Below are 23,322 nucleotides of genomic sequence, written 5' to 3'. Positions count from 1 at the left end.
CGCGCTCTGTAGAGGACTCCATTGCATACCCAAATCATCGGCGGTCGCCCCCGCGAAAAAACCCGCTCAAGTAACGTTCAAGAGCGAGAGCAACAGCGCCCCATTCACCACTTACTCCTGATCGAAGACCAAAAGGGAAAGCGAACCGTTGCCCTAGAAGCCGCAACCTGCACCATTGGCCGAGGCGAGAGCAACACCATCGTCTTAGTCTCAGAAACCATCTCGCGCCACCACGCCATCCTTTTACGAGTGACCACCCCTCAAGCCGTCACCCACCAGTTTCGAATCGTAGACGGCAACCTCCAGGGCCAGCGCAGCACCAACGGCATCTCAATCAACAGCAAGCGCTGCTATTCCCATAACCTCGTCCACGGAGACGTGATTATCTTTGGGGGCAACGTCATGGCCCGCTACTTCGCCACCTCAGACCCCGCCGACATCGACTTTCTCACCTCCTGCGAAACCGACGATATGTCCGGTTTTCTGTCCGGCCTTCATAACCCCTTCGAAACCATCAGCGGACAGGTTGAAGATAATGAAGCTTCCCTTGTCCGTTTAGCCTCCTTTCCCGAGCTAATTATCAACCCGATCATCGAAGTTGACAGCACCGGACAGATTACCTACCTCAATCCAGCCGCCACCCGGCAGTTCCCAGACTTACCCCGCCAACAACAACAGCATCCTGTGCTCGCCGGCCTTATTGAGCGGGTTCAACAGAACGAAGATGCTTTCTTTGAGCGTGAGATCACCCACCGAGACTGTATCTATAACCAATCCGTTCACTGCCTAGAAACCAGTGAACTCATTCGGATCTATCTCATTGACATCACCGAGAAGAAGCAAACCCAAGCAGCACTGCACAACAGCGAGCGAAGATTTCGCGAAGTCCTACAAAAAGCCCATGACGACCTAGAAGTACGCGTTCAAGAAAGAACAACCGAACTTGAGCAGGCGAACAAACGACTGATTAGTGAAATTGATGAGCGGCAGCGTGCTGAAGAAGCATTGCGGTCCAGTTATGCCACCAATCGCGCCCTACTTAACGCCATCCCAGACTGGATGTTTCGCATTAGTGTGGATGGCACTTTCGTTAACTACAAAGCCGCCAATCAAGAGACTATTCCATTACCGACAGATGATTTTTTAGGGCGCACAGTCTACGAAGTTCTACCTTCTGAAGTCGCCAAACCTTTAATGAAATGCATCAACGAAGTGCTGCTTGAGCAAGAAGTAAAAATCTTTGAATACCAGCTTCAACGCAATGGTTCGCAAACAGACTTTGAAGCTCGCATTGCCCTCAGCGCGGAGAACGAGATCATGGCAATCATCAGGGATATTACCGAACGGAAAAAGGCTGAGCAAGACATTCGCAACTCCCTCGAAAAAGAACGAGAACTGAACGAACTTAAGTCACGGTTTGTAGCGATGACATCCCATGAGTTTAGAACACCTTTAGCGACCATTCTTTCATCATCAGAGCTAATCGAGCACTATAGCCATAAATGGCCAGAAGATAAGAAGAAAAAACATCTTCGTCGCATCCAGGTTTCAGTACATCACATGACGGGCCTCTTGAATGACGTACTGCTCTTAGGAAAAGCAGATGCGGGTCAGCTTCAGTTTCAGCCAATTCCGATACAGCTGATCGAATTTTGCGAAGATCTTGTGGAATCCATTCAGATCACCACCGAGAATCATGAGATTCATTTCACGCATTCAGGTGATTTTACTGACGTAAAGATGGACGAGAAATTATTAAGGCATATATTGGGGAATTTACTCGGGAATGCCGTTAAATACTCTCCACTGGGGGGCAATGTTTATTTTGACATTCAGTCTCTAGAAAACAACATCATTTTCAAGGTCAGAGACAATGGATTAGGAATACCAAAATCAGAGCAAGAAAATGTATTTAACTCGTTCAATAGAGCTAGCAATGTGGGCACAATATCAGGGACAGGCTTAGGACTTGCAATTGTGAGTAAGTCAATTGATCTTCACTGCGGCAAGATCGGTTTTGAAAGTCAAGAAGGCGAAGGCACAACTTTTACAGTAGAAATTCCAGTCAATTAGGGAAAGATGATGATCAAGATTCTTGTTATTGAAGACGAAGTTGCAGTGCGCGCCAATATCGCAGAGCTACTTCATGAAGAAGAGTATCAGGTGATTACGGCAGAGAATGGTTTCGTTGGCATTCTGTGGGCACAGGAGCACTTGCCAGACCTAATCATCTGCGACATGATGATGCCCGCCCTCGATGGCCGTGATGTATTAAAGGCCCTACGTGAAGATTCCATCACTGAATCCATCCCGTTTATCTTTTTAACTGCCAGAGCAGACAAGAGCGATATCCGAGTGGGAATGAATCTAGGGGCAGATGACTATCTGACAAAGCCCTTTTCTCGCCAAGAGCTGCTAGAAACCGTTGAGGCCAGACTGCAGAAACATCAGAGTCACGAACGTCGATACCAGAAGGCCCATGAGCGTGCTGCATCTTTACAGCAGCAAGTTCAAGAACTGCAGCAAGGCCAAGAAAATAAAGTCAAAGATCTAGAGCAGCGTCTGCAAGGCGCTGCGCCGAAGCTCAGTAAAGCCATTAAGCTACTGATCAATATTCCCCCTGGCGTCTATCGCAATAGCTGTCTTGAGCTACTGCAGGACACCTTCGATGAAGAGATCGTCGCCATTAAAGAGCTACCCGATTTCTCAGAACTGTCAGCGGACAATGACTTAGACCTCTTACAGGAGCTGAGCTTAATCTAATGGGTTCAGTGTGCAGGTCCACATTATCGTCCTAGACCAGACCCACCACATGGCTGGAATTAAATTTAATCTGATGGCCGGAGGGTTCTCGCACCGTAAACGACTGGTGAATTTTGCCCGGTTGGATAGGTGAGGGCTGCAGCCCCATTTGGGTTAACGCTTGGTGAGCTGCCTCTAAATCTTCCACCATTAGATCGAAGGGAGCTATGTTGGGCACTGCCTCTGGATTTGCTCTGAGGACCAGATGCGTTCCGCCACGCATTTCTAGAACAGCAATATTCTCACGCTTCACAATGGACCGCATCCCGATTTGACGCATGAATGATTCTGAGGCGTCAAAATTGCGAGTTCCTAGAGCAATATGACCCACCCAGACTGGGGGACGAGACTTACCATCATCCACCCAAGGTTGCGAATCTGACATTTGCTTTTTCTCCCACAGCTATCGCAGAGGTTCATCCTAACGGAAAAAAGCAGTCAACGACCGGGTGACCCACATCACTCCCAAGAGCAAATACCGTCACGACTTCAGGCGATCGACATCATCGACGATCCGGTCTTGCCGACCTAGACTAGAAAGCAAAGCAGATGCTTTTGCAGTTCTTTTCTGTGGCGAGGTTTTCCATGAAGCGTTACGCTCGATCCGTCGGTCTTTGCCTAGGACTCATGCTGCTCCCTGCAGCGGCCCAAGCCCAGCGCATTAACCCTGCGGCGGGAAAGCAAACCCGTGACTTGATTAGCCAGAACGAGAGAACCTTTCCAGACAATCAGAACGATCGCCCCAATCGCGGCGGCATTGGCCTACCAGATCTATTCCAAATCTTTCGCAACCGCCCGACGGCCCCCAGGCCCCAGTCACCTCGGGATATTTTGGAAGACCAGCTTAAGGACGTCAGACCGGCAGAGGCTGTGCAGCTAGTTGAAGCTTGGCAGGCACAGAAGTTCAGCCAGTATTTAGAAATGCCAGCCCCAGGGACTCCAGTCGATGCCGCACAGATTTCTCAGCGTCTCGGTCAGCTCTCTCGGCTCACAGGGCAACGCTCAGGGCTGCTGTATGTGGTGGCATTAGAAGATGAGCTACAGCTTTTGTTCATTCCCCCTAGCGATAGTCCGGTGGCCCAGCAGCCGTTCCAGATTGCCTCTAGCCACCCTGGACAGCTAGCTCAAGCGTCGCCAACCGTGGTGCGAGAGGTACTCGGTAAAGTGGATCGAAGGGATTTGCTCAAGGAAGCCAAGAAGTTCCGGCGCGAGGTTAGCGATCCCAGTAAGGTCAACACCGCCAGCTATCTCAAATCATCACAGAAGCTGTACCAGTGGATTGTGCAGCCCCTTGTGCCACAGCTCCAAGCCCACGGAATTGAGACGCTCTTGTTTTCTATGGATGACAAGTTGCGATCGCTTCCCATTGCCGCTCTCCACGACGGCCAACAGTTTCTAATTGAAAAGCATCAGGTAGCTTTAATCCCTAGCTTTCAGCTCACAGAATCGAGCTACGGCGATCTACGGAAGCAGACCGTTTTAGCAATGGGCGTTTCTGAAAGCACTCAGGGTCTATCCCCTTTACCGGCCGTTCCGGTGGAGCTGGCTGCGCTTGCGAACCACTTTTGGCAAGGCAAAAGTCATGCCACCCTTAATCAAGACTCTACGCTCTCGAATCTACAGACGTTCCATCAACAAAATCGGTACGGCATCATTCACCTCGCAACCCACGCCCAGTTCAAGTCGGGCGCACCGCAAAATTCCTTCATTCAGTTCTGGAACGGCAAGCTCAATCTGAACCAACTGCGGGGCCTATCGCAATCGCTTCGCTGGCAGTCCAATCCATCGGTGGATCTGCTAGTGCTCAGCGCTTGCCAAACTGCCGTTGGTAGCGAAGAAGCTGAACTAGGGTTCGCAGGTTCGGCCCTCAATGCTGGCGTCAAATCCACCGTAGCCAGTCTGTGGATGATCAGCGATGAAGGGACCTTGGGCGTGATGTCAAAATTCTATGAACATCTCCGCAGTGCCCCGACAAGAACAGAGGCAATGCGGCAGGCGCAGCTTGCCATGCTGCAGGGGAAAGTACAGATCACGAATGAAATGCTGCAGCTCTCAGATCAGGTACAGATGGCCTTGCCGCCAGCGCTGGCTCAACGGGGCGATCGCAACTTCACCCATCCCTACTTCTGGTCTGGGTACACCGTTGTCGGCAACTGGAACTAAACCTAGATCAGACTTACGCTCAAATCAAAGCACGGCAGCAGGCTCACGACTCTGGCACAGTCACTATGGTTCTTTCTAAAACAGTCATAGTCTGGCAGCATCAGGTACCGCAGGGAACACCTACCAGAATATGTTCGCAACACACAGACCATTGTCCAGAGTCCCGGAGGACAGTACACCGCCTTTAGACAGCCATGATAGTTTGACTCCTTCGGCAATAAAGCTATGATCAAGCCCCTACGCAACTGTACGGGTCTTTAAATTTTGAGTCAGCATTCTTCTCGACAACTTGCCTTTTGGGCTTTGAAAGCCGTTCATGAGGGGACCTACGCCGATGTTGCCCTCAACAGAGTACTCCAGCATCCCACCTCTGATGTTGAGCGGCGGCTCGCCACTGAGCTTCTGTATGGCTGCACCCGTCGCCAGCGAACCTTAGATGCTCTGATCGATCAGTTTGCAAAAAAGCCTGCCCACCAACAGCCCCCTGATTTACGCACCCTGCTGCATCTGGGACTCTACCAGCTTCGATACCTAGAACAAATCCCAGTCTCGGCGGCGGTCAACACAACAGTAGAACTCGCTAAGCAAAATCGACTGTCAGGACTCTCGGGCTTCGTCAACGGTCTGCTACGTCGGTACGCCAGACAAACGGACGATCCACTCACTTTACCGACCGATCCCGTGCAGCACCTCGGAGTACAGCACAGCTATCCTGACTGGATTATTGAGGTGTGGCTCTCTCAGCTTGGTGCGGCGGAAACGGAGCTGCTGTGCATTTATCTCAATCAGCCCCCAGCTCTCGACATTCGGGTTAATACGCTAAAAACGACGCGCGCAGCGGTCCAGGAGCAGCTTGAAGCGGTGGGGATTGAAGTGGAGCAGATCGCTCACCTTCCCCAAGCGCTCCGTATTCAAGACAACGCCGGACCCATTCCCCAGATCCCAGGGTTTAAAGAGGGTTGGTGGACCGTACAGGATGCCAGCGCTCAGCTTGTGAGCCATGTTCTAGATCCGCAGCCCAATTCGGTGGTGGTCGATATCTGTGCTGCTCCGGGCGGAAAAACCACCCACATGGCTGAGCTGATGCAGGGACAAGGAGACATTTGGGCTTGCGATCGCACCTCTTCTCGTCTCCGCAAACTGCAGCAGAACCTGACCCGCCTCGACATCCATAACGTCCAGCAGTGGACCGGAGACAGTCGCAGCCTTCCTGAACAGATCCCACCGGCAGACTCCCTATTAATTGATGCCCCCTGCTCTGGCCTCGGCACCTTGCATCGACACGCAGACGCCCGCTGGCAGCAAACACCCCAAACAGTGAAGCAACTCAATCAATTACAGAGCGAACTACTGGCGGCCAGTGCTCAACAGGTAAAACCTGGCGGCACAATCGTCTACGCCACCTGCACCCTACACCCTGACGAGAATGAATGCGTCATTGAGGCCTTCCTCAACAACCATCCCGGCTGGAGCATTGAGCCACCCGACATTGCAGCGGCTCACACCACCTGGCAAGAGTCATCAGGATGGATGAAAATCTGGCCTCACCAACGAGCAATGGACGGATTCTTTATTGCCAAAGTCAAACAAAATATTGCGTAAGTTAGACAGAACAAAAACAAATCAACCGAGCCCAGCATAAATCAACCAAGGCATACGAATCACGTCTTAAATCAAACAAAATAAGTTTTAAATTGAACCTAAAAACCAACAGAAAACAAATAAATTAATTTAGAAAATCATATTTTTTTGCATAGCAATATTAAATACTTGATTAAAAAAAAATATAATGTATCATGTGAAAAGTTGAGATGCCGGGGGGATCGCTTAGTGATCAAAAGTTTCACTCATTCAATCATTGCTAAAGAAAATGAACTCAGATATTCTATTTCCAAGCAATGCTGACTATCATTTTCATGGCTTGATGGATATATTTATTGAATATCTATCAAGAAAGAACCATCTAAAGATAGTTTGAACATCACAAGTTTAGAATTGAATGCCAGCCGGCTTCCCTACTTTGCATGGGAATGACGGTGAAGGCATTAGTTTTTTGGGGAACCTTACAGGGCAGCTATTGAAGCAGACTAGCTCATGACCAACGGATTGGTATCATGAGCTACTTATAGCCCTTTAGAGATTTATATCTTGTCAGCGCACAGTCGTTTCTGCAATGCGCTAACTCTTTATTTCTGCATCGGTATTTCTTGAGTTACTGCTCAAGAAATACCAGAAATAATATGAGGATCAGGAATCATATTCTTCTTCAAAATCTAGATAAGATCATCCAAATATATATCCTTAGGTTGATTTTTTTAGATTGAGAATCCTCATATATTTCACCTTAGTTAGATCACTAGTTTTTACTGAGCTTTTAAATCAAGGCTCGGAGGCATTCACACGAGGAATTATATAGATGAAGCCTATCCTTCAATATATTGAGCAGAGGAAAAAAGACTTTTCTCAGCTTCCATTTTTTGACTATCTCAGAGACGACAGTATTTCTCCCAGGCAGCGATTCGCGTTTGCACCCTGTGCAGCCCCTTTCGTGATGAGTTTTGGAGAACTCAACAAGAACGTATTACGAGATGAAAGCAGCGATGATCCGCTGCAGGCGATTATAAATCAGCACACCTATGAAGACGATTACCACTGGGTTTGGTTTTTAGAGGACTTAGAAAAATTAGGTCTTAATCCAGATCTCAGCTTTCGAGAAGCCTTAGCAATCCTCTGGAATGAAGAAACAGTCTGCGCCCAGCGCGTAACCCAGGAGCTGTACCACTACACCCACCAATGTTCTCCCGCCCAGAAGCTAGTTGTGATTGAAGTGGTGGAGTCAACCGGAAATGTGTTGCTAACGGCTTCAGCAAAAATCATTCAGTCCCTGGAAGCAAAAACGCATCAGAGGTATCGATACTTTGGCAGTGGTCACCTTGAGGTTGATTCAGCCCACACCTACAGTTCAGACGATGTTGTCCCCATCATCGAAGAGCTTGAGTTAACCAATGAAGATCGGGCTGAGAAGCTCGCGATCGTCGATCGCATCTTTGAAGTCTTTACTGCATTTACCGACGAAATGCTGGCCTACGCGAAAAAACACCCTGTCTCCATCCCGGTCCAGCAGCCCATTCGCCTGGGCACCCATCTCCTAGAGGCCGGTCTCATTACTTTAGAGCAGTTGGATCTAGCCCTTTTAGAACAGCAGAGCCGACATCAGCGCCTCGGAGAAATACTGTCCGGCCACGGGTGGGTCAAGCAGCAAACAATTGAATATCTGATGTCTAGCGTTGTGTCTCCAGAGCCGCATCATCGACTCGTAGAGTCACCAGCACTAGCACGAATGAATTAGAACGACTCAAGTATTGCGTACAGAACTCCTGAATAGACAATCCTAGCGGCACGATCAAGCAGCGAAGGTAAAAAGCCGGGGCAGCCTGCTTGCAGAGTGCAGAGAGATTGTGATGCCAATATTTTTACAACGAAGCGAGAATTATCATGAACCAACCCATCCAAAAAATCTTGATTGTCGGCGGCGGCACTGCGGGCTGGATGACAGCTTCTTATCTGACCAAGGCGCTGGGCAACGATGTAGAGATTTCTCTCATTGAGTCAGATGTCGTCAAGAAAATTGGCGTCGGCGAGGCCACCTTGCCCAGCCTGCAGCAGGTCTTCTTTAACTTTCTAGGTATTCCTGAAGAAGAGTGGATGCAGCAGGTCAATGGTTCTTACAAGGTTGGGGTCAAGTTTGTTAACTGGAGCCAAACCCCATCGCCTGGACGGCCTGATAAATCCTTCTATCATATTTTTGGCGGGATGCCGACCTGTGAGGGCATTCCACTCCAGCAATATTGGCTGCGGAAGCACCTCGCAGGTGAGACGGCAGGGGCCATGCAGTATGCTTGCTATTCTGAGGCAGCGCTACTGGATCAGAAGCTGAGTCCGGTGTTTTGCGATCGCAACCCTGCCATGTACTACGCCTGGCACTTTGACGCTCATCTGGTCGCCGAATATCTCACAAAATGGTCAACAGAAAGAGGCGTCAACCGGATCGTCGATGACGTCGTTGAGGTTGCTCTATCCCCCGAAACTGGCAATATCCAGTCGGTACTAACCAAAACCGGCCAACAGCTAACTGCCGATCTCTTCATTGACTGCTCTGGCTTCCGTTCCCTACTGCTGGGTAAGGCACTCAGCGAGCCATTTATAGAAATGAACGACGCCCTCCTGTGTGATTCCGCCGTCGCCACACCCGTTCCCCATGACGACGATCAGCACGGCATCGAACCTTATACCTCAGCCATCGCCATGAAGCACGGCTGGACCTGGAAAACCCCAATGCAGGGACGCTTCGGCACCGGATACGTATATTCCAGCCAGAGCTGCTCCCAAGACGAAGCCACCCAAGAGTTTCAGCAACTTTGGAACTTAGATGAACGACAGCCCCTCAAGCATCTTAAGTTCCGCGTGGGCCGTACTGAGCGCGCCTGGGTCAAGAACTGCGTCGGCATTGGCTTAGCATCAAGCTTCTTAGAACCCCTGGAGTCCACCGGAATTTACTTTATCTATGCCACCCTTTACCAGCTCGTGAAGCATTGGCCATCTCAAGCACTGGAGCCACAGCTCCAAAAACAGTTCAACCGCAAAGTCACCTGGATGTTTGACGACTGCCGCGACTTCGTACAGATGCACTACTTCACCACGGGACGCGAAGATACTGTCTTTTGGCAGACTAATCGCTATGACCTGAAAAAGTCTGACTCGATTCAAGAAAAACTTGATCTTTACAAGGCTGGTTTACCCGTGGGTGCCGTGGTCTCCAATTCCGCCGACTACTATAGCGCCTTCGATTTTGAATTCGAGAATTTTTGGTCTAACTCTAACTACTACTGCGTTCTAGCCGGAATGGGCGTCTATCCAGACCAAAGTCCACCGATTTTAGAGCACAACCCGCAAGCTGTTGAGAAAGCTGAGCAGATCTTTGCCGATATTCGTCTGAGAACCAACGCTCTGGCTCAGCAGCTACCCAGCACCCATCAAGCACTACAGAGCCTACACCAAAATCACTCATTCAGAGCCGCTGCGTAGGCTACTGGTAAATACAAGGGTTCCATCCCATCGCCAAACGATGGAGGCGCTCGGCTGATTATCGAGGTATCAGCCGAGCGCCTCCTATTTTTTCTTGCCCTGACCTTAAACCGATGCTTGAGGCATGATAACGGGCAAACAAGAATCTTGAAAGTTTTTGATGCAGTATTCAGCTCCAGCATCATGGAGCGCGACCGCAGAACAGGTGGTCAGCACTCCCCAACAGGCCATCCCCGCATTGCGAGCCGCCTGCACGCCCGCCGTTGCATCTTCAAACACCAGGCACTTTTCTGGCGCGATCCCAAGCCGTTCAGCCACTAGCGAGTAACATTGCGGGTCCGGCTTACCCCGCTCAACATCAGCATCAATGACCCGCACCTCAAAGAAATCACCCAGGTTTTCATGGGCAAGCAATAGCTCTACATTTTCTCGGCAAGCAGAGGTTCCTAGACCCAGCCGCAGTCCCTTAGCCTGGGCCTGAGTTAAAAACTCGACGAGGCCAGGTAACCACTCAATGCGGCCTCGAATCATATCTCGATAAACAGCCTCTTTCTCAGCTCCCCAGCGCCGAACATCCGCTTTAGGAACAGGGCGACCAAGCAGCTCAGGCAAAAGCTCTTGATTGCGCTTACCTCCCATCTGCTCTAGCCGCTCTTGACTGGCCCCAGCTAGCTCAGGAACGGTGGAGCTGTACTGCAGCCAAGCAGCTAAATGGAACGGCATCGTGTCACAGAGAACCCCGTCCATATCAAAGATCAGTGCTTCTAAATCGCGCGACACAGCGCCCTCTGTCGCTGCATCATGAGCGTTGTGTTGCATATCAGCAATCTCAATCAATCAATTGGTCTTTATTAAGGATATGCTAGTTTTTATAAAGATTAGTTAAGCAACTCTGGATCTTTATCATCTCTATGAGCCTCTCTGCTCTTCTCAAGGCCCTATTTACCTATTTCCATCCGGTGCTGATGTGGACGGTGTTCGCGCTCTGCATCTATGCCATGTATTTGGGTCTCAAAGTTCGAAAGATCAGAGCCGTGGCGGGAGAGGAGCGCAAGCAGTTAATCAAGGGCCGATTCCATATCAAGCATCATCAAGTCGGCGCCATTTTGCTGTCCCTGATGGTTTTGGGATCCATTGGCGGCATTGGGGTGACCTACGTTAATAACGGCAAGCTATTTGTCGGACCACATTTGATCGCGGGTCTGGGAATGACAGGGTTAGTTGCGATCGCAGCTAGCCTATCTCCGTTTATGCAAAGGGGCAGCCTCATGGCCCGCAACTTCCACCTGGCCGTGAGCGCAATCATTCTCGGTCTCTTTGGCTGGGAAGCTTTCACAGGCATGGAGATTGTCCAAAAGATTATGAACCAGAGTTAAAGCCCCCATCACACCAACGGACTTAAAACTATGGCAAAAACAGCATCTGTAACAGCAGTCGAAGAGTCACCGAGCCTACTCTCACTGCTCTTCAGCTCCAACCAAGATTCCAATCTCTTATTTCAACTGGCGTGGACTGCCCTACGAGTGATCGCAGGAGGCATGATGATCCACAACGGCGTCGGTAAGCTATTAGACGTGCAGGGGTTTGCATCCTACGTTGTGTCACAAACAATGGGGCTACCGTTCCCGACCTTCTTGACTTACTGCGCCGCCTACACCGAAATCATCGGGGCAGTCCTGCTGATTCTGGGCTTACTGACCCGCCCTGCGGCTATCGGCTTGCTCTTCACAATGGTGATGGCAGTTTACTTCCACATTTGCGAAGACGGGTTCGTGATCGCGTCCTTTGAAACAGCAGCACTCTACGCAGGGATGTACTTGTTCTGCGTATTCAACGGCGGTGGTTTATTTTCTATTGATAGCCTCATTGCGAAGCAACTAGAGAAGTCTAATTCCTGATCCTGAAGACTGAGGCAGTCTCCGTAGTAACAGTCTCGGCATTCACACAAGACAGAAAAATAAAAGCTGCTGACCAAGAGAATTTTAGGCCTCATCAGCAGCTTTTGTTGTTAAAGATACTCAGTCAACTTAATACCGGTTTATGTCTGCGAGAGATCAGAGGTAGGTAAGCCTACGATGCTTTCATAGGCTGCGGCAATCACACACGACGTCAATGGGACGGTGAGTATTAAGCCCAAGCCACAGGGTATTAGACCTGCAATATTGATCAGAGTCAGCACAATCAGGAGCAGGAATATACCAAACCATTGCCGCATGACTAATTTTCGGCTAGCTTCCATCGCGGTCCAGAAAGGCATTTTGCGCGCCACAATAAATGGAACACTAAAACAGTAGAAAGCGGTGATACAAGCACCCGCGATAGAACCAACAAGGCTTAAGAGCCCAGATATAGCTTGCAAGACAACACTCGGCTCATAGCTTTCAGAACCAATAGAACTAAATACTGCAATGTAGTTCACAATCTGTCCTGGCGCACTACAAACAGCAGTAATCAGACTGATCACAAGTGAAGACAGAAAAATTGGCAGAAAGTTGTTATTCTGAAATCCTTTAAAGAAGTCCGAGAACTCAGTTGGTTGTCGCTTTATCTTTTTGAATGCAAAGACGAAAAAACCTGCGGAGAGGGGAGCAATCACAAGTGGACCGGCTAGCAGCGCCAGCAGAATGGCAAACGGGATGCCAATGATTGTAATAAACATGACGAGAACAACAATACCGACAGCGACTAAAAGGCCCGCCATCAGCAAAGTGAAGCCAATAAAGTTTCCCATGTCTTCTTGCAGAATTTCCCAGCCCCGGGTGATAAAGCCGCCAATATCAACGGTATAGCCTCTCTGCATTACAGCATTAAGATCATTTTGATTCGGATTATTCATATTTACCCCGATACCTAAAGAAAAGTGTGCGTCAGCATCGGCGATTGCTAAACCGCATGCGACTCAAGAAAAATAGCAGAAAGCCAATTTGGCAAGTGAAGAGGAGTCCATAGAGCTTGAACAGGAGATTGATATCTAAGCTATAAACCGTGCTAAAGCTACCAAGAGAGAGCAAGGTAATTCCGAGTAATAGAGACCGTTTCCGAGTTTGAGGGGATATCATCAGGCTATTCAAATGATCAAGATTGATTTCAAGATTTGCGTAAGACAGAGCGGAAGGCACAGGGCTATTCTGTTCAAAATTCATCAGGATAGCCAAGCCAGACCAAACGCACCCAGTAATACCCTAAATATATGCAGAGACTCACAATCTGAAAACTTCTGCGGTTGATTAATTGGGTATAAACCGTGGAATATCTTTGTCGAGTTGCTAGCTCGACAGCGAGGTGCAGAACAGTCCCGCTCAAGACAACAAATAAGGCAGGGCCAAACAAATGGAAATTGATGGCTGGCCCCCAGTGACCTTGGGCAACTGCCGTAAATGATCGCGTCATCCCGCAGGTCGGGCAGGGAACCCCTGTGAAATGCCGGATAGGACAGGCTAAAAATGACAGCTTATATCCCTGGCCATAGGTAACAGCTCCTAACAACGGTGTTGAGAAGAGTCCTAAAAATCCCCAACGTCTACGACAACCTTGTCTAGACAAAGAATGTTTCAATACAGACACCACAAGGCCCCACCCACCGCAATACTAGAACCAGCCCTTTTCAGCTGCCATATACGTTGTATAAAATTCTTCGTCCGACTTCGTAAGGTACATAATCCCTTCAACTAAGCCAATAACTCCCATAACAGGAGAGGCAAAACCACAGGTCAGAACTGAGACAAGCAGCATAATCAGTCCTTCTTTGGTGTAGCCCAGCACAAACTTATGAACACCAAGCGCTCCGAGAAGAATGCCGCAGATACCCGCTACCATTTTTTTGCTGTTGGCTTCAGCATTAGTATTAGTCATTGAAAACCTCATCCACAACGATTATTAGCAATTTCAAAAATAGCTAGAACATCGCAGCTTATACAGTGACAGTGCATCATCCATAAGCCGGATGACTAACAGACCCCAAAACAACTTCCAGTATGGGCACTGACGAAGACAAATCCGTCATTGCATTGATGAGAATTATCATTAGTTCACTAAAAGCGTCATGTTTCTTAAGGACGTCTCTGCCAACATAGGATTTTCTAATATTTGATGAGTTGACTGACAAAACTTTCTCACTTGGCGGTGGGCACCGCAGCTACAAAGACAAAATCCGCCTGCACAGATTATCAGAAGCCTTGATTCGTATAGCTTGCGGAGGCAGACCTCGTTCTTGTGAGCGCGAATTTTATTCGCCAGCTTCAACTCCCAATCACACCGACAGCCATCGATTTTTCCATTGACGCGTCGGCTCTAACTCAGAGCACTGCTGCATCTGGCGTCGGCGCTCACGAATAGTATCCGTACCATCTTGCAGCATGGGATCTCGATAAGAAACGGCAGCACGGGTTTGCAGATGCTCTAATTCTTGAGCGGCAAGGGAAGGCAAATTGGAATCAGCAGCGAGAGCAGCGATCGTTCCGGGTGTGCGGCGACCCACAGGGGAACTAGAGCCAATTTGAAAACCTGCAGTAATCAGTCCTGTCCTCACAGCTGCCGAGCATGAATAGGTTGCGAGTCTTCCGTTGGAATGCAGACAATGACGGACCTGGGTCAAAAATTCCACGGTCCACAACTGCGGGCAGTGAGGCGGAGAAAAGGGATCAAGGAAGATTGCATCTGCCATAAAGTCCCCTTGTGCCAAGGATTGAATGGTTTGGCGGGCATCTCCAATGAGGAGCTGTGCGTCAAGAGTAGAAGAGTTAGTCTGATGATCGGTGCAAAGCTGTAATAGATCGTTCTGAATTTTTGGGGACCAATGCTGAAGATAGTTATTTGCAGCAGCAACCTTACCCACCACCCCATCGCTCTCCAAGGCTACTAGCGTCACCCGACAGTTGGGATTAACCTGCCAGATGCACTCCAGCGCCGCCGCACTGTTATAGCCCAAGCCATAACAAATATCCAAGATCGTCAGCTGGCCTTGCTGCGCCCGTTCCGGGATACCCGTCGGGATCACAAACTTTCCCCTAGCCTCCTGCTCAGCCCCATGATGGCTATGGAAGCATTCGCCAAACTCACTCGAGAAAAACGTATAGGACCCATCAGCCGTTAGCCTGGGGATAAGATGTTGCGCCTGAATATCGGACATGAGTTCAGCAATAGAGACAGTAACAGTATCCCCCCAGTGGCTTGCCGAGTATCGTCAATCAATCGTCGTCATTGACTGCCGATTTTCGCTGCAGGAACCAGACCTGGGACGGCAGCAATATGAGCATAACCATATCCCAGGGGCCTATTACTTAGATCTCAATCGAGATCTTGCTGCTCCCGTCCAGACCCACGGAGGGCGACATCCGCTGCCCGATCCACAACAGCTCGCCACCAAGCTCTCCAATATGGGCGTCACCGCCGAAACGTTAGTCGTCAGCTACGATGACAGCCGGTTCGCCTTCGCCGCTCGCCTATGGTGGCTCCTACGCTATTTAGGACATCCACGGTCAGCCGTCTTAGACGGTGGCTTCTCAGCCTATCAAGCAGCAGGCTATCCGGTCACCGACGAGATTCCTCCGCCTCGAGCAGGAAACTTGAAACCCATAATTCAATCCCACATGGTCACAGAGATCCAAGCCGTCGCCCACAGACGGGATAAAACGCTAGTAGACTCACGGGATAGCGATCGCTACCGTGGAGAGCGAGAACCCATTGATCCGATTGCAGGCCACATCCCTGGGGCCATCAACTATCCCTGGAAAGCCGTCACAAATGAACGCGGATACCTAAAAGCTCCGTCAGAACTGCGCCACCACTGGGGAACGCTCGACACTTCAGAAGTCATTGTTTACTGCGGCTCAGGCGTCACCGCCTGCGTCAACCTCATGGCCCTTGAAGCAACAGGCATTAAGGGTAAACTTTACGCCGGGAGCTGGAGTGACTGGTGCTCCTATCCGCTCGATTCGACAATGACAGTCCAGCTTGAAACTTAAAATGCAATCCCAATACGCAGGGGATTTACCTGCTCAGTCTTGCTATTTGAGGCAGGTTGAGGGCCTTTAATAGAGAGAAAATCTGAGAACCATAACCACCCAGTCAACAGCAACGTAACGGCAACTGCATGACAAAAAACGGTCATAAGCTTCAATGTTGATTCACCCACTAAACTTTAATCTCACTCCACGATTACCCATAACTAATTCTAATCAATAGAAGGGGGCTTTTTGTGGTTTAGAGCACAGAATGAGATAAAACTTTTTGTAATCGACAACTTTCTTTCACAGACTATCTAGATTAAGATGAACGATTAAACATCTGGTTGAGGGTTCCTGACAGAAGCAATCATTTGCTGGGGTAACCTACTGTTACGGTCTAACGATCGCTGACAGCACAATTCAACCGCAGGTTTGTATTGTAAAAGCGTTTATATGCTTACCATTGACCCACCCAAAAAGTTTCCGGTCCTAGGTTTTCCTGTGGATTGTTTACCCGAGTATCAGCCATGGCTGGCAAACCGGATCGCGGAGGGCCAAAGCACCCACGTGGTCACCCTCAATGCAGAAATGACGATGCTGGCCCAAGAAACGCCACAGCTTGCAGATGTTATTCGAGCTGCCGAGTTCGTGATTCCCGATGGCGCGGGGGTCGTCCTCTATCTCAAGCTATTCGGTGAACAAATCCAGCGCTGCCCAGGCATTGAGTTAGCCGCTCAAATGCTAGAAGAAGCCGCCCAATCTTCGTGGTCCGTCTTTTTCTTCGGGGGCGAACCTAGTGTTGCCAGCGAAGCCGCTGAAAAATGGCAGCAGAAATTACCCAACCTGCAAATTTTAGGCACGCAGAATGGTTTTTTAACGCCTGAAGACACAGAGCCATTTTTACACAAACTGCAGGAGCTGCAGCCCCAGCTTATTTTTGTCGGCCTCGGCGTCCCTCGCCAAGAATACTGGATTGCCCAACACCGTCATCTCTGCCCCAACGCGGTATGGATGGGCATTGGCGGCAGTTTTGACATCTGGGCTGAGCGCAGTCAACGGGCTCCCGCCTGGTTATGCAACAATAATTTGGAGTGGGTATACCGTCTCTATCAAGAGCCGTGGCGATGGCGCAGGATGCTGGCCCTACCTCGATTCGCCTGGCGTTCTTTATTGGTCAAGCTAAGATAAGGAATTATGACCCGAGCACTGCTACCTGGATCTGACCTCTTCCCTCAACCCTTAGAGCAGCCTCTACACCCTCGCTCTCAGGCAACTCCACTGGACTATACTGTTCATCTCAAAGGAGTCACAAAGGTTTATCCTCAAACAAAGTTTGGTCTTGTTGATGTCAATTTGCGCCTCAAGCAAGGCAGCTTTTTGTTCGTCACTGGCCCGTCTGGGGCTGGGAAAACAACTTTGATGAAGCTAGTCTACGGCGCTGAGCGCCCCGATCATGGTGAAGTCTTAGTCGCTGGAACTAATGTTGGCGTTCTAAGAGGCAATCGGCTATCGCATCTGAGGCGGCAGCTAGGCGTCGTGTTTCAAGACTATAAGCTGATTCCACGCTGGACGATTACAGAAAATATTGCCTTTGTCCTTAAGTCCCAAGGCATCCCCCGCGATGAAATTGAGCGTCGCCTGCGTCCGACCCTCAAGCTAGTGGGGCTGCAGAAGCGAGCCGACTGCTTCCCTAGCCAACTGTCGGGGGGTGAGCAGCAGCGCGCCAGTATTGCCCGCGCGATTGTGGGATCCCCAAAATTACTACTGGCGGATGAGCCTACGGGCAATCTCGATCAGGAAAATGCGCTACAGGTTCTCAGTATTTTGAAGAAGCTGAACAACCTGGGGATTACCGTTGTGATTACGACCCACGACATGCACTTGATTCAAGTAGCTCAGGCACCTGTTGCCCGCATCTACAATGGGCGGCTGCATATGGTGAATGCTGATAAAACAGCCTAAGAACAAGTGTAAGATTTCACCATGTTTAAACTTTGGCTCACAAAGCTGGGCTACTTAGGGCAAGAAACTTTACGGGGCCTGCGCCGCGGTGGATGGATGAACTGGGCTGCCATCAGTACAGTGACGGTTTTGCTATTTCTGTTTGGGGTCAGTCTACAAACCTCTTGGCAGGTCAGCGGCCTGCTGAACCAAATGGGGTCACGTCTGGAGATCTCTTTGTATTTAGAGTCAGGCGTTTCTGGACAGGTGTTACGCCCCACAATCGAACAGTATCCAGAGATAACGGCGGTGGAGGTGGTACCCAAAGATCAGGCGTGGCAGGAGCTACTTCAGGATCTAGGGCAAACAGACATTGATGGAGCCACCGAAGATTTGGGGCAAAATCCGTTAGTGGATGAGCTGAAGGTGAGCGTTCGCTCTGCAGCCCTGGTGCCTCCCGTGGCGCAGAAGCTCGCTAAGGTTCCCGGTGTTGATGAGGTGACGTATCTCGACGAAGCGCTGCAGAATCTCATTCAGATTAATCAGGGCTTCAGCCGTCTGAGTGTATTGGTGATTGGCCTTTTGACGCTAACGGCCATTGCCGTGATCACAACGACAATTCGACTCATTGTAATCTCGCGACATCAGGAGATTGAGGTCATGCAGCTGGTGGGGGCAACTCGACTCTGGATTTATCTGCCCTTTATTCTGCAGGGCATTACCTTTGGTGTGATCGGGGCGATCGTTTCCTGGGGATTTTTGAGTGCGACTCGGCGGTTTATGCAGCATCTATTGACCGAGCAACCCAATTTCTTACAGGTGGTGAGCGACGGTGTCCGCCTCAATAGCGGCCAGCTCATCTTGCTGCCTTTAATTCTGATTGGGTTCGGCAGCCTAGTGGGCTTAGTCGGCAGTCTATTTGCAGTCCAAAGGTTTGCTCTCAAATAGACATATCAGGAACGCCTATGCGTGAGCGAGATGCTGAAGTTGGCTCTGAACGTCCTCTGGCTTGAAGACGCCGTGTTCGGTGATAATGCCTGCAATCAAGGCTGCAGGCGTCACGTCAAAGGCAGGGTTATAGAACTCAACGCCAGGAGGACAGATATTGAGGTCGCCCAACTGGTAAAGCTCTGAAGGATGGCGCTCTTCGATGGGTATTTTGCTGCCGTCCGTGAGGTCAAAGTCAATTGTGGACAGTGGCGCAGCAACGTAAAAGGGAATTTTATGAGCTTGGGCACAGAGGGCAACGCTGTAGGTGCCGATTTTGTTAGCGGCGTCACCGTTGGCGGCAATGCGGTCAGCTCCAACGACGACGAGGTCAATCATGCCCTGCTGCATACAGTGGGCCGCCATACCATCGGCAATCACGGTTACGGGAATACCCTCTTGGACACATTCCCAGGCGGTCAGCTTGGCACCCTGAAGTCTAGGGCGGGTTTCGTCTGCATAGACCTGAGCTAGACGCCCCGCAGTCCAGGCTGAGCGCACCACGCCCAGGGCAGTGCCGTATCCTGCGGTGGCTAAAGCGCCTGCGTTGCAGTGGGTCAGCAAACACAGTTTTTCAGGGGATTGCGGCAAGATTGAGAGTCCGTGTTCACCGATGGCTTTGCAAGTCTGAACATCTTCAGATGCGATCGCAACTGCCGTTTGTAAGAGCTGCGCCTGAATGTCACCAACGCTGCCGGGATTCCCCTGCGCCACCTTCAGCATGCGAGAAACGGCCCAGAATAAATTCACCGCCGTGGGTCGTGTTGCCCCCAAGGTCTTACCAATGCCTTCAAGCTGCTGCAGAAAAGCTTCTCGGTCCGAAGTCGAAATCTCGCGACTCCCAAGGTACATACCAAAAGCAGCAGCCACCCCAATCGCAGGAGCGCCCCGCACAATCATCGTTTGAATCGCCGTTGCCATATCGCCTGAGCGACGAATCTCAACCACCGTATGTTCACCCGGTAGTCTCGTTTGATCGATAAGCTGCACGTGGTCATCACACCAGACAACGGGATACACCGGACTATTCAACTTGGGAGCCATAGATCAAGAGAACAATGAATGAACGTTAAAGAAGAAATAGAGCATCACTCTAGGCCAAAGCGGGTTTCTTAGCAGCCTGTAGGATACGATCTACGATCTGAGGGATGGTCAGCCCCACAGCCGCCTTAGACTCATCTGCCGTTGCATGCTCCACAAGCTCATCAGGTACACCGATGCGAGTCACAGGTACCATCAGTTGGGCATCCATTAGGGCCTCAACCACTGCAGTACCAAAACCGCCCGTAACACAGCCCTCTTCCAGAGTCACCACCTGCCCAATCTCACGGGCCAACGGCAAAATCAGCTCGGTATCTAGCGGCTTGGCAAAGCGAGCATTGACCACGGTCGCCCGGATACCATGTTCACTGAGAACATCAGCCGTTTGCACAGCGGGATACACCATCGACCCATAAGCCAAAATAAGCAAATCATCCCCTTGGCGCAGCGTCTCTGCCTTACCAATCGGCAATGATTCCCACCCATCTTCCAGGGTGCCAACACCATAACCAGTGCCACGCGGATAGCGCATCGCAATCGGACCGTCTGTATAGTTAATTCCGGTGACTAACATCCGCTGTAGTTCAGCTTCGTCTTTAGGAGCCATCATCACCATATTCGGCAGACAACGCAGATAGGCAATGTCATACATGCCCTGATGAGTCGGTCCGTCAGCCCCAACAATACCTGCCCGATCCAAGCAAAAGAAAACCGGCAACTTTTGAATACAGATGTCGTGAATAATCTGGTCATAGGCACGCTGCAGAAAGGTGGAATAAATAGCCACCACTGGCTTCATACCCTCACAGGCCATCCCCGCCGCCAGCGTCACCGCATGCTGCTCAGCAATACCGACGTCGACATACTGCTTCGGCAGTTTTGCCTGTAGCTTATCAAGACCGGTACCGGTTGCCATCGCCGCCGTTACGCCAATCACGTAGGGATCGTTCTCAGCGATGGTGATTAGAGTTTCGGCAAAAACCTTTGAATACTTGGGTGGCTTGGGCTTACTTGAAGGAATCGCTTTACCCGTCTCAATGTTGAAAGGCGTTTGAGCGTGGTAGCCCACCTGATCCTGCTCAGCAATTTCGTAGCCTTTGCCTTTGATCGTAGCAACGTGGACCAATACCGGACCCTGATGCTGGTGGCCTTCTTGAAAGGTCGCGATTAACTCTTCAATATTGTGGCCATCCACCGGCCCCATATAGGTAAAGCCCAGCTCTTCAAAAACGGCCCCTACCTTGGAAACAGCCAGACGCTTCATGCCACCCTTGAGCCGCATCAGTTCAGGCGTAATGTTTTCGTTGAAGGGGAGCTGTCTGAGCTGTTCTTCAAGATTGTCAGAAAGAAACTGGAGTGGGGGACTCAGACGAATCTTATTGAGGTAGCGTGAGAGCGCCCCAACATTGGGTGAGATAGACATATCGTTGTCATTGAGCACCACCATTACATTTGTGTGGGGCAAATGACCCGCATGGTTAATCGCTTCTAGAGCCATACCCCCAGTGAGAGCACCATCACCAATGACGGCGACAGACTTAAATTTTTCGCCTCGGCGGTCCCGAGCCATGGCCATCCCTAAAGCCGCAGAGATGCTGGTAGAGGCATGACCCGCACCAAAGTGGTCAAACCGGCTTTCTTTACGGTTCAGATAGCCTGCAATACCGTCTTTTTGCCTGAGCGTATGAAAACGATCGTAGCGCCCCGTGATCAGCTTGTGTGGATAGGCCTGATGCCCCACGTCCCAAATCACTTTATCTTGATCGAGATCGAGGGTTTGATACAGCGCTAGGGTGAGTTCAACAACGCCCAAGCCGGGTGCCAAATGCCCCCCACTTGCAGCAACAGTATCCAGATGTTTATCACGAATCTGGCGAGCAATCTGTTCTAACTGATGAACGGACAACCCGTGAAGCTGGTTAGGGTGAACAACCTCGCTCAGATGCATAGAGACCTCATGCTCGCGTCAAAACTGCGCTTAACTACCCTTAACTGTAGTCGATTTCAGCCCCCGACGCCGGGATTTTTATAAACGCTGTTCAGTCAGATTTACTCAACGCTTGAACGCGATCCCACCAAAGATTTAGGGGGTAGTAAACAACGGGGGTCCATAGGCTGCTGAGGATAGCAGAACTCAAAGCGGTCTGGGGCAGACGCTCCCAAATTGCGAGCAGAGGGCGATCGCTAACCCAGCTCCACTGCAGGGCTAGGATAACTTCAACAAAAGCCGCCATCCCAAAGACAATCAGGGCCACTGAGACAAATTCTTCTGCGATCAGGCGTTTTTTATTGATCCGCCCGATTATCAAACCCACAAGCGCCAAGCCAATCACGTGAGTGGGCTGAGATGCAGTGAGACTATCCTGTAAGAAACCGGCAGCAATGCCACCGAAGAGCCCCTGGAGCATATCTCGCTTAATGCTCCAAGTCACCACCCAGGCAAGGAGCCAGTGTGGACCAACGCCCGCAAGGTCCATACCGGGTAACTGCAGCGGTAGGGCTAAAGCACAGAGCGTCACGGAAGCAACCGTCACCAGCCCATTGAGGAGATTAAGGGTTAAGGGCGCTTTTTTTTGTCGAGTTCTGACCATCAAAGGAGACGCTTACCCATTCGAGGTTAGCAATGGGAACGGAGAGTTCAACGATTGCTTGGGGCTTGGAGACCTGCTCTAGCTTAAGGGATTGTACTGTGCCAATGGCAACGCCCGCCGGAAAGAGGCGACTGAGGGATGAGGTCACCACGGAGTCACCTACGCGCACGTCGGGGTCTTTCTCAAAAAATTCAATAATGGCGAATTTGTTAGATTGCCCCCTCAAGATTCCCATATCCCTACTGCGGCTGATGGTGGCACCCAAGCGGCTGCTGGGATCGGTAATGAGCAAGACGCGGCTGGTGTTTTCTGTCACTTTGGTGACCCGACCGACTAAGCCGCCGGGGGCCTGAACGACGGCCCCTTCTGCAATGCCTGCTCTGGAACCCTGACCCACCATGATCTGCTGCCACCAGTGATCGGCTCCACGACCAATGACAGGGGTTGCGATCGCAACATCTTGCTTCACCGCAGGCTGATCCAGCAGCTTTTTCAGATTTTGGTTTTGGGCTTTCAGATCAGCAATCATTTGCTGCTGCTCCCAGGTTTTAGCCGCAATGAGCTGCTGCTGCTGGGCAGGATTCCCCTGAAACGGCAGCGTGATCACCCGATAGAGTTCAGAGAGCAGCTCTCCCTGCGTTTGGCGCACCACCCAGGCAGTACTGATGCTCACCACACCCAGAAATAGAATGCCGCGATACTGCCCCCACCAGCGAGATAAAAAAGACATGGGTACCCGATGAACGTCTGCTAAACTCTGTTCCTCT

General features: G+C 50.5%; 22 protein-coding genes. 12 read left to right on the top strand and 10 right to left on the bottom strand.

Annotated elements, in window-relative coordinates; genetic code table 11:
• The first annotated feature begins 21 nt into the window (after positions 1–21).
• Together C1752_RS04055 and C1752_RS04050 are read left to right on the top strand one after the other, a co-directional pair.
• Positions 22–2,073, top strand: coding sequence for an ATP-binding protein (locus C1752_RS04055; protein WP_233501323.1), 2,052 nt, complete (start codon positions 22–24; stop codon positions 2,071–2,073).
• Between the two features lie 9 nt (positions 2,074–2,082).
• Positions 2,083–2,763, top strand: a complete 681-nt coding sequence (locus tag C1752_RS04050; RefSeq protein ID WP_110985059.1) for a response regulator transcription factor — start codon at positions 2,083–2,085, stop codon at positions 2,761–2,763.
• Between the two features lie 31 nt (positions 2,764–2,794).
• Here C1752_RS04050 and C1752_RS04045 read toward each other — a convergent pair whose 3' ends face one another.
• The gene (locus C1752_RS04045) at positions 2,795–3,187 is read right to left on the bottom strand and encodes a VOC family protein (RefSeq protein ID WP_110984768.1); all 393 of its coding nucleotides are present in this window, start codon (positions 3,185–3,187) and stop codon (positions 2,795–2,797) included.
• A 200-nt stretch (positions 3,188–3,387) separates the two neighbouring features.
• Between C1752_RS04045 and C1752_RS04040 the strand changes: the two genes are divergently transcribed.
• The 4 genes from C1752_RS04040 (at position 3,388) to C1752_RS04025 (ending at position 10,050) form a co-directional block, all read left to right on the top strand.
• On the top strand, positions 3,388–4,965 hold the full coding sequence (locus C1752_RS04040; protein ID WP_158535011.1) for a CHAT domain-containing protein: 1,578 nt from the start codon (positions 3,388–3,390) through the stop codon (positions 4,963–4,965).
• Positions 4,966–5,229: 264 nt separating this feature from the next.
• Positions 5,230–6,567, top strand: a complete 1,338-nt coding sequence (locus C1752_RS04035; RefSeq protein WP_199464277.1) for a 16S rRNA (cytosine(967)-C(5))-methyltransferase — start codon at positions 5,230–5,232, stop codon at positions 6,565–6,567.
• Positions 6,568–7,381: 814 nt separating this feature from the next.
• The gene (locus C1752_RS04030) at positions 7,382–8,314 is read left to right on the top strand and encodes a cyclic di-GMP-binding domain-containing protein, MshE-related (protein ID WP_110984765.1); all 933 of its coding nucleotides are present in this window, start codon (positions 7,382–7,384) and stop codon (positions 8,312–8,314) included.
• A 146-nt stretch (positions 8,315–8,460) separates the two neighbouring features.
• Positions 8,461–10,050: a tryptophan halogenase family protein gene (locus tag C1752_RS04025; RefSeq protein ID WP_110984764.1), complete on the top strand. Its 1,590-nt coding sequence runs from the start codon at positions 8,461–8,463 to the stop codon at positions 10,048–10,050.
• Positions 10,051–10,155: 105 nt separating this feature from the next.
• Here C1752_RS04025 and C1752_RS04020 read toward each other — a convergent pair whose 3' ends face one another.
• Positions 10,156–10,869, bottom strand: a complete 714-nt coding sequence (locus C1752_RS04020; protein WP_110984763.1) for an HAD family hydrolase — start codon at positions 10,867–10,869, stop codon at positions 10,156–10,158.
• Positions 10,870–10,961: 92 nt separating this feature from the next.
• On the opposite strand from C1752_RS04020, the gene C1752_RS04015 reads away from it, so the two are divergent.
• Positions 10,962–11,426, top strand: a complete 465-nt coding sequence (locus C1752_RS04015; protein WP_110984762.1) for a DUF4079 domain-containing protein — start codon at positions 10,962–10,964, stop codon at positions 11,424–11,426.
• 30 nt (positions 11,427–11,456) lie between these two features.
• Entirely contained in the window at positions 11,457–11,948 is a 492-nt protein-coding gene (locus tag C1752_RS04010) for a DoxX family protein (protein ID WP_110984761.1), read from the top strand.
• Positions 11,949–12,088: 140 nt separating this feature from the next.
• On the opposite strand, the gene C1752_RS04005 is transcribed toward C1752_RS04010, so the two are convergent.
• The 4 genes from C1752_RS04005 to C1752_RS03985 form a co-directional block, all read right to left on the bottom strand.
• Complete coding sequence (locus C1752_RS04005) at positions 12,089–12,886, bottom strand: DUF2189 domain-containing protein (RefSeq protein ID WP_110984760.1); 798 nt, start codon at positions 12,884–12,886, stop codon at positions 12,089–12,091.
• Positions 12,887–13,182: 296 nt separating this feature from the next.
• Positions 13,183–13,593 carry a DUF2752 domain-containing protein gene (locus C1752_RS03995; protein WP_233501322.1) on the bottom strand — a complete coding sequence of 137 codons (411 nt, stop codon included), beginning with the start codon at positions 13,591–13,593 and terminating at the stop codon, positions 13,183–13,185.
• 45 nt (positions 13,594–13,638) lie between these two features.
• Positions 13,639–13,902 (bottom strand): TM2 domain-containing protein, encoded by a 264-nt coding sequence (locus C1752_RS03990; protein ID WP_110984757.1) that lies wholly within the window; start codon positions 13,900–13,902, stop codon positions 13,639–13,641.
• Between the two features lie 397 nt (positions 13,903–14,299).
• Positions 14,300–15,178 (bottom strand): tRNA (5-methylaminomethyl-2-thiouridine)(34)-methyltransferase MnmD, encoded by an 879-nt coding sequence (locus C1752_RS03985; protein ID WP_110984756.1) that lies wholly within the window; start codon positions 15,176–15,178, stop codon positions 14,300–14,302.
• On the opposite strand from C1752_RS03985, the gene C1752_RS03980 reads away from it, so the two are divergent.
• The 4 genes from C1752_RS03980 (at position 15,177) to C1752_RS03965 (ending at position 18,884) form a co-directional block, all read left to right on the top strand.
• Entirely contained in the window at positions 15,177–16,013 is an 837-nt protein-coding gene (locus C1752_RS03980) for a sulfurtransferase (protein WP_110984755.1), read from the top strand. The genes C1752_RS03985 and C1752_RS03980 overlap by 2 nt on opposite strands.
• A 435-nt stretch (positions 16,014–16,448) precedes the next feature.
• The gene (locus tag C1752_RS03975) at positions 16,449–17,183 is read left to right on the top strand and encodes a WecB/TagA/CpsF family glycosyltransferase (RefSeq protein ID WP_110984754.1); all 735 of its coding nucleotides are present in this window, start codon (positions 16,449–16,451) and stop codon (positions 17,181–17,183) included.
• A gap of 6 nt (positions 17,184–17,189) precedes the next feature.
• The gene (gene ftsE / locus C1752_RS03970; protein WP_110984753.1) at positions 17,190–17,957 is read left to right on the top strand and encodes a cell division ATP-binding protein FtsE; all 768 of its coding nucleotides are present in this window, start codon (positions 17,190–17,192) and stop codon (positions 17,955–17,957) included.
• A gap of 21 nt (positions 17,958–17,978) precedes the next feature.
• Complete coding sequence (locus tag C1752_RS03965; protein ID WP_110984752.1) at positions 17,979–18,884, top strand: cell division protein FtsX; 906 nt, start codon at positions 17,979–17,981, stop codon at positions 18,882–18,884.
• A gap of 15 nt (positions 18,885–18,899) precedes the next feature.
• On the opposite strand, the gene mtnA is transcribed toward C1752_RS03965, so the two are convergent.
• From mtnA to mreC, 4 genes are all read right to left on the bottom strand, one after another.
• Entirely contained in the window at positions 18,900–19,967 is a 1,068-nt protein-coding gene (mtnA, locus tag C1752_RS03960; RefSeq protein WP_110984751.1) for an S-methyl-5-thioribose-1-phosphate isomerase, read from the bottom strand.
• Positions 19,968–20,016: 49 nt separating this feature from the next.
• Positions 20,017–21,912: a 1-deoxy-D-xylulose-5-phosphate synthase gene (dxs, locus tag C1752_RS03955; RefSeq protein WP_110984750.1), complete on the bottom strand. Its 1,896-nt coding sequence runs from the start codon at positions 21,910–21,912 to the stop codon at positions 20,017–20,019.
• 91 nt (positions 21,913–22,003) lie between these two features.
• Entirely contained in the window at positions 22,004–22,555 is a 552-nt protein-coding gene (gene mreD / locus C1752_RS03950; RefSeq protein ID WP_110984749.1) for a rod shape-determining protein MreD, read from the bottom strand.
• Positions 22,515–23,285 (bottom strand): rod shape-determining protein MreC, encoded by a 771-nt coding sequence (mreC, locus tag C1752_RS03945; RefSeq protein WP_110984748.1) that lies wholly within the window; start codon positions 23,283–23,285, stop codon positions 22,515–22,517. The genes mreD and mreC overlap by 41 nt, the downstream gene beginning before the upstream one ends.
• Positions 23,286–23,322: the final 37 nt, after the last annotated feature.

The sequence above is a fragment of the Acaryochloris thomasi RCC1774 genome, assembly GCF_003231495.1.
Taxonomy (GTDB): Bacteria; Cyanobacteriota; Cyanobacteriia; order Thermosynechococcales; family Thermosynechococcaceae; genus RCC1774.
The sequence above is the reverse complement of the archived record's forward strand: the minus strand, read 5'-3'. Positions and strand labels throughout refer to the sequence as shown.